This is a genomic window from Nonomuraea sp. NPDC050451 (assembly GCF_044458585.1).
Genome location: NZ_JBITHZ010000012.1, coordinates 211,707 through 224,556 on the forward strand (window position 1 = coordinate 211,707; position 12,850 = coordinate 224,556).

Consider the following 12,850-nt stretch of genomic DNA (forward strand, 5'->3'; position numbering starts at 1 on the left):
CCTCTTCACCGCTGCTGCGCGGGCGGGCTTGTCCGTACGCGGGCCAGCGCCGCCTGCCTGAGCCAGGCCATGCGTAGGGCCAGCACGGCGAAGACGGGCAGCGGGAGGAGCATGGCCACGGCTCCGGCCACCCGCTGGTCGGCCAGGATGTCCGGGACGCCGGGTGGCGTCGCCAGGGAGAACCAGTCGTTCGCGACCGGCGGACCGAGCAGCAGGAACGCGCCCAGGGCCAGGTGGGTCAGGGCGACGGCGGCCAGCAGCCGGACGCGGACGGCCCAGGGAATCGGGCGGGGCAGCGGGTCGACGCCCGCCAGCACCCAGAAGGCGAGCAAGCCGAGGCCGGAGAACAGGACCTGGGTGAGCAGGTGCGGGGCATAGCCGGACAGAGACCACGGGAGCCACGGCGTGGCGTACAGCAGCAGGAACGCGACGGGGTAGGCGGAGAGGAGGAAGGCGGGGTGGGTCAGGCGGCGGGCGGGAAGTTCGAGGCCCTCGCGTAAGGAGGCGGCCAGGGTGAGCGGGGCGCCCAGGCAGAGCAGGAGCGGGGCGACGGCGGTGAGCACGACGTGCTGCAGGACCTGCACCGACAGCATCGCCCGCGCGTATCCGCCCACTCCGGCCAGCAGCACCAACGCCATGAGCGCCACTCCCGCGCACCAGCCGACCGTGCGCCCGACCGGCCACGATGCGGCCCGGCGCACGCCGACCAGGTAGGCGACGGCCGGCAGCGCCAGGAGCAGCAGGACGGTGGGATCCAAACGGACCTCGCTGATCAGCACGCTCGGAGTGAAGGGAGCGAGCGGATACTCCAGGACGAGGTGATCGTGGCCGCCGCCGCTGCCCGGCGGTGGCGGAGTACGGGACAGCCCGACGGCCAGTCCGACGGCCGCCGCCATCACGGTCACCTCGCCGGTCGCCAACCGCGCGAAGGTGTGGCGTACGGTCCGGTCGGCGACGCCCGCGACGGTGCGGCGGCGGTGCGTCCAGCCGAACAGGCCCAGGGTCACGAGGGCGGCGGTCTTGGCCAGCAGGAGCTGGCCGTAGGTGCTTTGCCAGAGGTCGGACAGGGTGCCGAGCCGTACCCACGCGCCGGCCACGCCGGAGACGGCCACGGCGGCGAAGCAGCACAGGGCGAGCGTGCTGAAGCGGGGCAACACCGTCGGGAGGTGTTCGGAGCGGCGGAAGTGGACGAGCACCGCGGCCAGACCGCCGACCCAGACGGAGACCGAGACCAGGTGCGACATCAACGCGGACACGGCGAGGTCGTGGTCACCGGCGGAGGCGGCATGCCCCACGTACGCGGGCGGCAACAGCCCGAAGGCGGCGATCGTCGGCCGGACCCAGGCGGGCAGCGTCCGCAGCCGCGTGGAGGCGGCCGCCAGCGCCGCCACGGCCGGGACCCACAGCAGGGCCCGGGTCTGCGGCAGCGCCGTGCCGAACTGCAGCAGGTCAGGGGCCGCGAGCAGGTCCGCGACGGGCAGGGGGATGAGGTTGGACAGGGTCAGCACGTAGCTCAGCAGCGCGGCGAAGGTCCAGCCGAGCGCCCACCAGCCGGCCGCGCGCAGGCACGCCTCGGACTCCGGCGCGCCGCTCGGGGCGAGGGCGGCCGCCGTGAGCGTTCCGACACAGGCGAGCGCGCACAGGTCGTAGCAGAAGCGGACCAGCGGCAGCCCCCACACGGTGACCGGCCCGGCCGTCGGCAGTCCCGGGAGCTCCGGCTGGATCGCGCCGCCGAACCGCAGCACGACGACCAGCACGACCACGCCGGCGGCCACCGCCGCACCGGCGTAGATCCGTTCCGGGGCCTTCATGGCGGCTCCGCCCGGCTAGGGGGCCCACGCTGGGATATTCGCATGGTGCCACACGGGCAGAGCCCCGGCCACGGTGATCAGGCAATGCCCTCGCCCACTCGGGCTCAGGGATTTCAGACGTGCACCACCGCGGTGTGGGCGTGCCCGCGGCTGCCGCCGACTTCCACCTTGACCGCTTTCTTGGACTTGCGCACGCTGCGGTCGCTTCCCTTGACCGATTTCACCGGCCACGGCAGCGTGATCTTCACCTCTTCGGCGGTCCTGGACGGGTCGGAGACCGCGAGCCGTACCTGCTTGTGGTCGCGGCGGATCACCAACGCGCAGGGGCCGTCGGCGGCGAGCGGACCGTCCGCGGTCTCGACGGTCCCCGCGCGCCAGAAGACGGCGGCGAGCACGTCGTCGCGGGAAATGGCCTGCACCGTACGGGAGTTGGCGAGGACCTTGATCTGCCGGCCGTAAGCCGCGGTCTGGGCGACGGAGGCGTCGGGCAGCACGGCATAGGCGTAGCGCGCCTTGCGCGGATCGACGCCGTGGTCGACCAGGATCGTCGTGTAGTGCCTGGTGACGGGGGTCTTGTCGCCTCCGGTGGTGGCGCCCTTGTCGATGTCCCGCCAGCGGCCGGTGCGCTCCTTGCGGATCACCTTCGCCTTGCCGCCGTCGAGCAGCGCGTAACCGGCCACACCGCACAGGTGGACCCAGCCGTCGCCCCGGGTCAGCGGCGGGTGGGTGTCGTGGGTGTTGCGGTTCTCCACGATGGTCTCGATGCGGCGGCCGTCGGAGGCGGTGATGCCGGCGCCGAGCGCGATCACCGCGTCATCGAGGAGGAACCACGCCTTCTTGGCCCGCAGCGAGGAGCCGTCGGCGACCAGCTTCATGGCCGCCACGCCGTACTCGCCGTCGAGCGCCACGCCGCCCGCCCACGGGGTGGGTGGCAGGCGGCGCTTGCCGTGCGGGAGATCGGCGCGTCCGCGGGTGTCGACCGTCGTGCCCGGCAGCCGGTACGGGTCGATCGTGGGCCACAGGTCATCGTTCCAGTGGGTGAGGTCGCCGGTGTAGAGGTAGGTCATGCCGTCGCCGGTGTACCAGCCGTGCAGGTTCTCCCGGTTCATGGCCTCGGCGGCGCCGATCCGCTCCGAGCTCATCGCGATCGCGTAGGCCCAGGTGGGACGGCGGTGCACGACCCGGTCCATGTCGGCGAAGACGTACGTGCCCGTCATGCGCGGGCCGACCGGCACCGTCGGGTCCGCCAGCAGGGCCTTGGCCCCCGCGATGCTCGGCAGCGGCGCGAGCGTGTCGTACGGGATGGCCTGGTTGCGGGTGAGCCAGCCCTTCACCATCGGTCGCCAGCGCCGGGCATAGCGTTCGGGCGCCGCCTCCAGCAGGGTGAGGACGGCCTCGACCGCCTTCTGCCCCGAGTGGTAGTCGCGGTGGCCCTGCACCGAGATCTGCCGGCCGCGTACGCAGTCCATCATCAGCCCGTCGAAGATGAACGGCGTGAACGAGCGGTCCACGATCTCGTAGACGTTCCCGATTCCGCCGATCTCCCACGGTGACCTCGCGAGCATGGCGATCAGCTTGGCCACGCTGTCCAGGTAGTCCACGCCGTAGCTGCCGGTGTAGGGGTACACGTCGTGCTGGATGAACGACCCGTCACGGTAGAAGCCGTCGCCCGGGCCCCTGGTCCGCCGCAGCAGGTCGGAGACCGCGTCCCTGGCGCGCTTGACCAGGCGTGCGTCGTGGGTGAGCAGTCCGCGCATCGCCACCGCCATGGCCTTGCCCGCCCGGTTGGCGCCGGTCTCGACGACGCCGGGGTGGCTGACGCGGCGCTCCGGGTCGGGGCACCAGCGGCGTAACGGGCGCAGCCAGCGCTCGACGCGGTCCTTGGGCAGGCCGTCGTACATCAGGGCGCAGGTGTCGGTCAGCGCGCGGGGGACGCCGATCTCCCACCAGTACCAGTTGCTGCCCTGCCGGTCGAGCCCCTCGCGGTAGGCGTGCTCGTACAGGAAGTCCAGCGCGCTGACCGCGGTCTCGGCGACCTGCGCGTTGCGGTGCATGGCGGTGCCCGGCGTGGCCCAGCCCAGCGCCAGCGTACGCATGCGGTTGTAGGCGCGGTTGAAGTTGCCCGTCCGGGGGTCTCCGAGCGGCAGGTCGGGCCACAGGCTCGGGCCGCCGGGGACGGGCTTCAGCTTGCGCAGCACCGCGTTGGCCGAGCCCTCGACCGCCTGCGTCTTGTCGGCGTAGGCGGAGTCGTACGATCCGCCGGCCAGCAGGCTCACCCATCGCTCGCGCGCGGCGTCGAACGCGGCGGCGCCGGCCGCCTCGGCCGGTCTCTCCCACACGGCGAGGCCGGTCAGGGCCGCGGCGCCCAGCAGGGCGGACCGCCGACTGAGGGGGTGGGTCATGGAGGCCTTCCGACAATCGGGCGAATACCAGCTGAAACGATCATATGTCCCCAGGTGGGTGGATCATTCCGCCACCGCGACGGTGAGCCGCCGCTACTCGGGCTGGAGGTCGACGAGCTCTACTCCCTCAGGCTCGCCCTGGAGCAGCTCGCCTACGAACGCGCTGCCACCGCCGACGGCCCTGACTCCAGGTGGGACCCGGCTCGCGAGGCCATCCGCACGATGCAGGACGCGGCCGCCACGCCGCCCCACCTTCTCGGTGCTGTTCGGGCTGTCGATCCGGCCCGTCTTGACCTCCAGCGTTCGGTGATGGAGCACGTCACGCTCCTCGAGCACGCGGTCAAGGGCGACGTCGACGCGGGTCTCAGAGAGCTACGCGAACACCTCACGCGCGCGCGTCAGGTCATGATGCGTTCGGTGCAGAGCCAGCGCGAAGGCGGCGAGTCTGTCGAGTGATGCGGTTTCCCGCGACGGGAGACCGCGACGCTCGGGTCGGCGCCGCGATCTGCTGAAACGGCGAGGTGGCCTGGGCGCCCGCCCCCAGGCTGGGCCGGGCGCCCGGTTCCGTATGGCCGTCGGTGTTCCGCGAGGCGGGCGTCACGCCCTGCCGGCTCGCGAGGCATCCATCAGATGCCGGCGTTCAGGCTCTCTTCCGCGGTCGTCGTCCTGGGGCGGTACAGGGGCCGCTTGACGTACGTGACGGGGATCGAGGAGATGGGCTCGTCGAGCATGGCATCCGGCCGGCGACGGGCGACCGCGCGTACATAGCCGAGGTGGCGTCCGTGATCAGCGGTCATGGCGTCGATCTCCACCTCGTTGTCCGGTGCGATCGCCCGCTGCCATTCCAGCCAGTGTTTCCACCCGTCGGTCATCGTGTCGGCGACGTCCACGTGGGCGACGCCGCTGCGATCCCAGTGGCGGCGCCACCACTGGGCCGAGTGAAGGTTGGCCATGCTCGGCTCCCACCATGCCGTCAGGTGCTCGGGCGTCGGCCCGTCGATCTCCTGGACCAGGCCGGCACCGGCGATGCCGATCTGCCCGCCTGGCCGGACGAACCTGGCCAGATAGTTCAGGTACAGATCGTCGGTGCCGTAATAGACGAACGAGTCGATGCTGACGACGGCGTCGAAGAAACCCGTGGCGAACGGCAGGGACCGCGCGTCGGCGTGAAGGGGGAACACCGCGTGCTCAACGCCGGCGTCGCGGATGCGTTCCATGCGTTCGTCGGGACTGAACCACAGGTCGGTGGCCCATACCTGGACCTCGAACTCGCGGTGCAGGAAGATCGATGAGGCGCCGCGCCCGCAGCCCAGATCCAGCACCCGCATGCCGGGGCCCAACGACATCGCCTCGGTGAGCCATTCGGTCAGCCACAGTGAGTTGGCTCCGCCGCTGACGCTGGAGCGGATCCAGTCCGGGTGGTAGCGCGAGGTCCGTGGGAACCGTGCTGACATCAACGGGTCGGTCGGCATCGTCGGGTGTTCTCCTGTGTAGGTCTGTGGTGGGCAGGTCGCGGTGGGGAGGGTAGCGGAACGCGACGCCCTGTTACCGCTGGAAACGCCGCCCGTTGAGTAAAGTCTGCGGCCGTTAAGGCTGATCGCCGGTTGCCAGGCGCGGGCCGGGCGAGACGACGGACGACGTGTCGTGCTTCCGCGCACGGCCGGCAGGCGGAGTGACGCCAATACCTCGAACTGGCGTCACTCCCTCGAGTTCGCCGGCCTCACGGATGCCCGCCCCGCCGGTGTGGAAACACCGCGGACGGTCGGGGCCATGCCGACAGTGCCGCGGGCCTTCGCCGTTGGGTTGACAGGCGTACACGAGCGCGCCGAGGACCGCCCGGCGTTCGCCGGCTCACCTCGCGCGGGATATCGCCATGGGGAGAGTGTCAGGTCATGCCGCGGAGCGCGGCGTGGGATCGATCACGTCGGCGGCCAGCAGCGCCTGATCGAGCGCGGAATAGGTGTGCAGGATCTGATCGACGCCCGTGAGCTTCAGGATGCGCCTGACCCGTTCGTGCGGGGCGGCCAGGTACAGGCCGGTGCCATGCTCGTCTTGACGGTGGTACTGCTGGACGAGCACGTGCAGGCCGGAGCTGTCCATGAAACTCACCCCGGACATGTCCAGCACCAGCGGCAGGCCGGCGTCCGGATGCCCACGCTCGATGCAGGCGGTCAGATTGGCGGCGGTGGCGGCGTCCACCTCGCCCGCCACCTCGATGAGGGTGCCGCCGATCAGGGCTCGGCTGGTCAGGCGTAGCGGGGTCACGTCGGCCTCCGCGGCCAGGTCATCGGCATGGCGGCCGGCCGCCTGTTCAGACATCACGTATCCGCCTCCTCGATCGGTACGGGGACTTTGGTGGTTCTCTGACCGTAACCCCTGAAGGAGGTTACCTGAAAGGGCTTTCACTATAAACTTGAATCCCGTCACCAGCCCGACACCATCCGTCACTACGGACTGAAAGTGTGAGCGCCATGCAGCCCGGTCACGAGACCCCGGCCTGGACCTTCCTGACCCACCACGCCCGCGTGCTGCTGGAGATCGCCCGCAACCCCGAAGTACGGCTGCGCGAGATCGCCTCCTGGATCGGCATCACCGAACGCACCGTGCAGAGCATCGTCAACGACCTGCACGACGCCGGATATCTCACCCGCGAACGGGTCGGCCGCCACAACCGCTACACCCTCAACACCGACCTGGACTTCCGCTACCCCACCGAGGCCGGCATGCCGGTGCGCCGCCTGATCGCCATGCTCGCCGACCGCGACCTGCCCGACGGCCCGCCCCCGCACCAGCCCTGAGGTTGGGGACGGATCAGGTGGTGCGGGTTTCTCCCAGGGCGGTGGCCAGTGATCGGGCCGGCGCGGAGCTGAGTGCGCGCGGCCAGGATGAGCCAGGTCCACCGATCGGCCCTGCTCGGACTCCGTGGTCCTTCCGTGGCGAACCCGTGCCCCCTCCGCGGCGGTCACGGGGCCCGCACGGATGTCCCGGCCTGTCGCCGCAGGCCAAAGCCGCAGGCAGCGACAGCGATGCGGAAGGGAGGCGTCATGGAAACCCGACTGGTGGATCACCCTGATCTCGACCTGATGCCGACCGATGTTGGAGGCATGTCGATAAACAGCGGCCGGCTCCGACCTACCCATGACCGCACAGACAAGAGGAGGCAACTCATGGGCAAGATCATCTACTGGGTGCACGCGTCGGTGGACGGGTTCATCGACGGGCCCAACGGGGAGTTCGACTGGCCGGTGATGGGCCCGGAGCTGTCCGCGTACTCCGAAGCTCTGGACAAGAGGGTCGACACTCTGCTGTTCGGACGTCCGGTGTGGCAGATGATGGTGGGGTTCTGGCCGAACGCCGAGTCGATGTCGGACGACCCGCATGTCACCGCTTTCGCGCCTTTCTGGCGTGCCACGCCGAAAATCGTGTTCTCCCGCACGTACCCGGCCGACGAGTGGACCAGCCGCGTCATCACCGGCAACCTGGCCGAGGAGGTCACCGCCCTCAAGGCGCGCCCGGAGGGCAGGGACCTGCTCCTCACCGGCGGCGCCGCGCTGGCGGCCTCGCTGACCGAGCTGGGGCTCATCGACGAGTATCACGTCGCCGTGCACCCGGTGGTGCTCGGCGGCGGTCGGCGACTGTTCGCCGCGCCGGAGCAGCGCCACAAGCTGCGGTTCGTTGACTCACAGGTGCTCGACGGCCAGGTCGTGGTGTCGCACTACCAGCTCACCTCCCGGTAGGTGACCGCCGGCCCCCACCGATGCCAAGGTCGCGGCTAAGAGGTTCTGACAAAGTGAGCAGAGTCGGCACCAGCAGGCGAGGTGGGGGAAGGCTTCGCGGAGGTCGGTGTGGATCTCTCAGCGGATGCCCGGCGGGCGATCAGCGGACGGATTCGCAGCTTGCCCACTGGGCGGAGGGTACTTGTCGTAGCCGCGGTCGGCGAGCATCGCATCGGGTCGTCAGCCCTTAGCTCGTCAGGTGCGCCGAGATCGCTGCCGATGGCCACGAAGGTTTCACAGTGACTTGACCCGTTGTGTGTGACATTGAGGAGATCTTCCCAGCAAACGCTAAGGTGAGATCTTGTGCACTCGCTCATGCCGGAAGATTTACGTCAGATCGGCCCTTATCGGCTTGTCGGTGTACTGGGGCGGGGCGGCCAGGGAACGGTTTACCTGGGCCAAGGGTCGTCCGAGGAGCAGGTCGCGGTCAAGGTGTTACACGCTGGAGCCGCGGCGGATGAGAACGCACGCCGCCGGTTCCTGCGCGAAGCTGAGGCGGCTCGCCAGGTTGCTCCGTTCTGTACTGCGCGGGTGCTGGACACGGGCTTGGTGGGCGGCCGGCCGTACATCGTCAGTGAGCACATCCCAGGACCGTCGCTCGACCTGCTGGTTAGGACCGAGGGCCCGCGTTCGGGCAGCGGGCTGGAGCGGCTCGCGGTGGCCACGCTCACCGCGCTGGCGGCCATCCACCGGGCCGGGATCGTCCACCGTGACTTCAAGCCGCACAATGTGATCATGGGTCCGGAAGGGCCCGTGGTGATCGATTTCGGGATCGCCAGGGTGACCGCCCAGACGGACACGCACAGCGTGGTGGGCACCCCCGTCTACATGGCGCCGGAGCAGTTCGGCGGAGCGCCGATCACCCCGGCGGCCGACCTGTTCAGCTGGGCGACCTCCATGATCTACGCGGCCACCGGGCAGCAGGTCTTCCGTGGAGACACCTTTCCCGTGATCATGCACGCCATTCTGACCCGCGAACCCGACCTGTCGTCCGTGCCGCAGGAACTGCGCCCGGCGCTCGCGGCCTGCCTGACCAAGGACCCTACGGCCCGGCCGAGCGCCGCCGCCCTACTGCGCCGCCTGACCGGCGACGAGCCTCCCGCCCCACTCGCTCAGCGGCCGGCGGTGCACGCCACGATGGGCATGCCGGAGGCCGAGCAGCTCACCCTCCGGCCGCCTCTGTCGGCGCAGGAGAACATGCCTCCCGGCCGGGCGGAGCCGCATGGGCCACCTGGATGGGGCGTCCCTCCCCAGCCTCCGCCCAGCGGCGGCGGCCGGTCGAAGAAGATCGGCCTGACTGTCGGCGCTGGAGCAGTTGCTCTGGTGCTGGCCGTGGTGGGCGTACGGGCCGTGGTCAAGAACGCGGTACGGGGAGCACTGTCGGACGGCCAGACCTCCCAGCCCACCTCCGCTTACTCCCCCCAGCCGAGCCCTTCTGACACACCTGCGCCGACGCCTTCGCAGACAGCTTCGGAAGAGCCGACCGAGGATCCGTTCAACCCCGCGGACCTCAACAAGGAGAGCACAGACCCGACCCCGATCACGGCCGACGCCCTGCTGCCGAAGTCCTTCACGAGTGCCGAGGGGGTGCGTTTCAGCCGTAAGGCGGCTGGGGTGGAAGACTGCCCGAGCCCGTGGCCCGACGCCAGGGTCAAGTCCGCCCTGCGCAAGGCACGCTGCGACGACATGGCCGTGGGCGCCTATGTCAGCTCGGGCGCCCCGAAGGGGCGCATCATGGTGACCGTCTGGGTCGTTCCGCTGAAGGACTCGGGCAGGGCCGGCACCGCGTACTCAAGGCTCAAGAACGTCTACGTGCAGGACTGGGGTATCCGGTGCCCCCGGGCGGGTCCAGGTTCAACCGGCATCTGCTACACGTCGAACTGGTGGAACGTACAGCTGTACTCGTGGACCGGACAGAGCGGCCGATATGTGATCCGTACCCTGGCCGTCTACACGAACCTCACCAGAGACGCCACCGCGACCAAGTGGCTCAAGGACGCCTCGCGCGCGGCGTTCAAGGAGTCAGGCCCCATGGTCTACCAGGACGGACAGTGATCGGACGGCGTGGGGCCGGAACCCGGCCTGATCACCGGCGCAGGCGGCGCCCCCTGGCCGTGATCTTGACCGGTGCAACCGCAACGATGTCACCCGGCTTCTCCCGCTGCTGCACGCGATCCGCAAGGCTCGCGGCAAGCGAGGCGTAGCGAGCAGCGCCGCGGTACGCACTGATGCCGGACCCGCGTTGGCACGTGCGGTCGCGGCCGAACCTCCACTCGCCGCTTCGAGCAGTTGCGCGATGTGTGCGCGCACGGAAGCGAGGCCGTCCCCGCCCAGGTAGCGGCAGGCGACCGCGAGGGCCGAGGCGAGCGTGGCCGTACGCGGGCCGGCATCGCCCGCCTGTTCGGCGGCCCGTAGCAACGGGCTCAGCGCCAGCCGCCCGTCGGCGATCGAGACCGCCGTGTCAGCCCCGTTCAGGCGGTCCTGGTGCCGGTCGGCGGCGGCGCAGGCGCGGTCGGCGGCGGCCAGGTAGTGGTCGATCGCCTCCCGCTGGAAGCGCCGCGTGAACGCCAGGTGCGCCAGCGATCGGGCCAGGCGGTGCGCGTCCCGGTCCGGTACGGCCGAGGTGTCGGCGAGCGTGGCCCGCAGGCCGTTGGCCACCAGGTTCAACGTCGTGGGCCTGGCCGGCGTGGCCGTCCTGGTGCTGGTGCTCGTCCTCGCCAGGCGCGGCCCGGACAGCTGACACCCCGGAGCACCACGGCGCGGGCGACCTTCGTCCTATGAGGCGTCGTGGACGACCAGGGCCAGCTGGACGCGGTTGTCCAGGCCCGTCTTGGTGAGGATGCGGGAGATGTAGCCCTTGACCGTGCCCACGCTCATGTGCAGCTCTCCGGCGATGACGGCGTTGGTCTTGCCCTGCCCGACCGCGAGCGCCACCTCCCGCTCGCGGTCGCTGAGCGCCGACAGCACCCGCCGGGCGTCGGCCCGCCGCCGGTCGTCCTCCTCGGGCTGCAGGTGGGCGATCAGCCGCCGGGTGACGCTCGGCGACAGGCTGGGCTCGCCGGCGGCGACGCGCCGGATCGCCTCGACGATCCCCTCGGGCGGCGTGTCCTTCAGCAGGAACCCGCTGGCTCCCGCGCGCAGCGCCCGGAACACGTGCTCGTCGGCGTCGAACGTGGTCAGGATGATGACCTCCGGCGCGTCCTGGCGGGCGCGCAGCCTGCGGGTCGCGTCGATGCCGTCGACGCCGGCCATCCGGATGTCCATCAGCACCACGTCGGGGGAGTGCTCGCCGACCGCGGCCTGGACCTGAGCGCCGTCGGCCACCGAGCCCACCACCTGGAGGGCGGGCGCGCCCTTGAGCATCAGCGTCAGCCCGGCGCGGACGAGCGCGTCGTCGTCGACGATGAGAACCCGGATCGCGGCGGGCGCACTCCCGGGCCCCCGAGGGGCGTGCCACTCACAGGTGGACCCGCAGAACCGCTCACCGGCTCACTCATAAGGCTCACTCATGGGGCCGCTCACGAGGCCATGGTAGCCGCGCGGCCAGCCGGAACCCGCCGCTGTCGGTGCGTCCCCGCTCCAGGCACCCGCCGGCCAGCGAGACCCGTTCCTCCAGCCCGGCCAGCCCGGCTCCGGCCCCGGTCGTGGACAACCCCGCCGCCTCCCGCCCGGCGGGCGGCGGGTTGCGCACCTCGACCGTCAGCTCGCCGCCGGCCGCGCCGGAGACCACGACGGTGACGGGCCTGCCGGGCGCGTGCTTGCGCGCGTTGGTCAGCCCCTCCTGCACGACGCGGTACGCGGTGCGCCGGGTCGTCTCCGGCAGGTCGGCGAAGCGTACGTCGTGCTCGTGCAGCTCGATGCGCATCCCGGCCCGCCGCGACTCCTCCACCAGCGGCGCGAGCCCGGTCAGCGGAAGCTCGGCCGACGGGCTCTCGCGCAGCACGGAGATGACCGCGCGCAGCTCCTGCAGGGCCTGGTGGGCGCTGGTCCGGATCACCCCGGCCGCCTCGGCGACCTCGTCCGGCCTGGCGCCGGCGTTGAACTCCAGCGCCCCGGCGTGCACCGCCAGCAGCGACAGCCGGTGGGCGAGCACGTCGTGCATCTCGCGGGCGATGCCGAGGCGTTCGGCGCGGCGGGCCTCCTCCGCGCGCAGCCGCTGGTCGGCCTCGGCGCGGCGGGCCCGTTCCGCGAGTGACGCCAGCAGCTCCCGCCGGGTCCTGGCCAGGATGCCCCAGCCGGTGATCGCCCCGCCGAACAGCACGCCGACCAGCGCCCACACCGGGTACGGCGCCAGCCCGGGCGGCCGCCAGGCGAACCTGACCAGCGTCGCCGCCACCCACGCAACCCCGACCGCGACGGCCGAAGGCGGTCGCCGGTACAGCGCCGCGATGAGCGTGGCGATCCCCGCGGCCACCGACGCGGCCGCGGCCGGGACCGACAGCACGATGACGGCCAGCGAGGCGGCCACCGGCCACCGCCGGCACAGCCACAGCCCCACGCACGCCAGGGCCCCGCCGGCCACGTCGGCCCACAGGTACCAGCCGGGCGTCCCCGGGGCCAGATCCCCCCAGACCACCGCGCCGGCCCCGGCCACGGCGAGCACGATGCCGCCGGCCCCGACGGCCCAGTCACGCCGCGACCGCCCCGAACCCGAGCGGCTCGCGGCTGCGCGCTCCCGTCCCCGGTCGTCGTCTGCCGCTTCCCCGTGCCTCCAGGGTTCGCCGTCCCGGCCCTGTGCTGCGAACACAACCGCAGATCGTATCCGCCGGCCTGCCGCTCGGTAAGCAACCAAGGTCACCGTGGCCGCCCCGCCATGGCAACCAAAGTCACTGGTTGAGAGCGACCGAAGAGGCCACGGACC

General features: G+C 71.3%; 11 protein-coding genes. 4 read left to right on the forward strand and 7 right to left on the reverse strand.

Translation table 11 applies throughout. The features are described from left to right. Positions 1–5: 5 nt before the first annotated feature. Positions 6–1,811, reverse strand: a complete 1,806-nt coding sequence (locus ACIBI9_RS32945; RefSeq protein WP_397227680.1) for a cytochrome c oxidase assembly protein — start codon at positions 1,809–1,811, stop codon at positions 6–8. Between the two features lie 113 nt (positions 1,812–1,924). Next, entirely contained in the window at positions 1,925–4,213 is a 2,289-nt protein-coding gene (locus ACIBI9_RS32950) for a polysaccharide lyase 8 family protein (RefSeq protein ID WP_397227682.1), read from the reverse strand. A gap of 54 nt (positions 4,214–4,267) precedes the next feature. Here ACIBI9_RS32950 and ACIBI9_RS32955 point away from each other — a divergent pair, with 54 nt between their 5' ends. Beyond that, positions 4,268–4,669, forward strand: coding sequence for a hypothetical protein (locus tag ACIBI9_RS32955; protein WP_397227684.1), 402 nt, complete (start codon positions 4,268–4,270; stop codon positions 4,667–4,669). A gap of 170 nt (positions 4,670–4,839) precedes the next feature. Here the strand turns inward: ACIBI9_RS32955 and ACIBI9_RS32960 are convergent, their stop codons facing one another. Beyond that, the gene (locus ACIBI9_RS32960) at positions 4,840–5,667 is read right to left on the reverse strand and encodes an SAM-dependent methyltransferase (RefSeq protein WP_397227686.1); all 828 of its coding nucleotides are present in this window, start codon (positions 5,665–5,667) and stop codon (positions 4,840–4,842) included. Between the two features lie 436 nt (positions 5,668–6,103). Further along, the gene (locus ACIBI9_RS32965) at positions 6,104–6,532 is read right to left on the reverse strand and encodes an STAS domain-containing protein (protein ID WP_397227936.1); all 429 of its coding nucleotides are present in this window, start codon (positions 6,530–6,532) and stop codon (positions 6,104–6,106) included. Between the two features lie 152 nt (positions 6,533–6,684). Between ACIBI9_RS32965 and ACIBI9_RS32970 the strand changes: the two genes are divergently transcribed. The 3 genes from ACIBI9_RS32970 (at position 6,685) to ACIBI9_RS32980 (ending at position 10,044) form a co-directional block, all read left to right on the forward strand. Beyond that, a complete protein-coding gene (locus tag ACIBI9_RS32970) occupies positions 6,685–7,011 on the forward strand; it encodes a helix-turn-helix transcriptional regulator (protein WP_397227938.1) in 327 nt (108 codons plus the stop codon). 369 nt (positions 7,012–7,380) lie between these two features. Beyond that, positions 7,381–7,950, forward strand: a complete 570-nt coding sequence (locus ACIBI9_RS32975) for a dihydrofolate reductase family protein (protein ID WP_397227688.1) — start codon at positions 7,381–7,383, stop codon at positions 7,948–7,950. 354 nt (positions 7,951–8,304) lie between these two features. Continuing rightward, positions 8,305–10,044: a serine/threonine protein kinase gene (locus tag ACIBI9_RS32980; protein ID WP_397227940.1), complete on the forward strand. Its 1,740-nt coding sequence runs from the start codon at positions 8,305–8,307 to the stop codon at positions 10,042–10,044. Here the strand turns inward: ACIBI9_RS32980 and ACIBI9_RS32985 are convergent. The 3 genes from ACIBI9_RS32985 to ACIBI9_RS32995 all read right to left on the reverse strand — a co-directional run bounded on the left by ACIBI9_RS32985 (position 10,012) and on the right by ACIBI9_RS32995 (position 12,736). Continuing rightward, positions 10,012–10,647, reverse strand: coding sequence for a hypothetical protein (locus tag ACIBI9_RS32985; protein ID WP_397227690.1), 636 nt, complete (start codon positions 10,645–10,647; stop codon positions 10,012–10,014). The two genes, ACIBI9_RS32980 and ACIBI9_RS32985, sit on opposite strands and share 33 nt — an antisense overlap. A gap of 117 nt (positions 10,648–10,764) precedes the next feature. After that, positions 10,765–11,406 carry a response regulator gene (locus ACIBI9_RS32990; RefSeq protein WP_397227942.1) on the reverse strand — a complete coding sequence of 214 codons (642 nt, stop codon included), beginning with the start codon at positions 11,404–11,406 and terminating at the stop codon, positions 10,765–10,767. An 85-nt stretch (positions 11,407–11,491) separates the two neighbouring features. Further along, positions 11,492–12,736, reverse strand: a complete 1,245-nt coding sequence (locus tag ACIBI9_RS32995) for a sensor histidine kinase (protein WP_397227692.1) — start codon at positions 12,734–12,736, stop codon at positions 11,492–11,494. Positions 12,737–12,850: the final 114 nt, after the last annotated feature.

Coding starts and splice junctions, on each gene's coding strand:
- ACIBI9_RS32945 (WP_397227680.1), bottom strand. CDS start 1,811: ATGAAGGCCCCGGAACGGATCTACGCCGGTGCGGCGGTGGCCGCCGGC.
- ACIBI9_RS32950 (WP_397227682.1), bottom strand. CDS start 4,213: ATGACCCACCCCCTCAGTCGGCGGTCCGCCCTGCTGGGCGCCGCGGCC.
- ACIBI9_RS32960 (WP_397227686.1), bottom strand. CDS start 5,667: ATGTCAGCACGGTTCCCACGGACCTCGCGCTACCACCCGGACTGGATC.
- ACIBI9_RS32965 (WP_397227936.1), bottom strand. CDS start 6,532: ATGTCTGAACAGGCGGCCGGCCGCCATGCCGATGACCTGGCCGCGGAG.
- ACIBI9_RS32970 (WP_397227938.1), top strand. CDS start 6,685: ATGCAGCCCGGTCACGAGACCCCGGCCTGGACCTTCCTGACCCACCAC.
- ACIBI9_RS32975 (WP_397227688.1), top strand. CDS start 7,381: ATGGGCAAGATCATCTACTGGGTGCACGCGTCGGTGGACGGGTTCATC.
- ACIBI9_RS32980 (WP_397227940.1), top strand. CDS start 8,305: ATGCCGGAAGATTTACGTCAGATCGGCCCTTATCGGCTTGTCGGTGTA.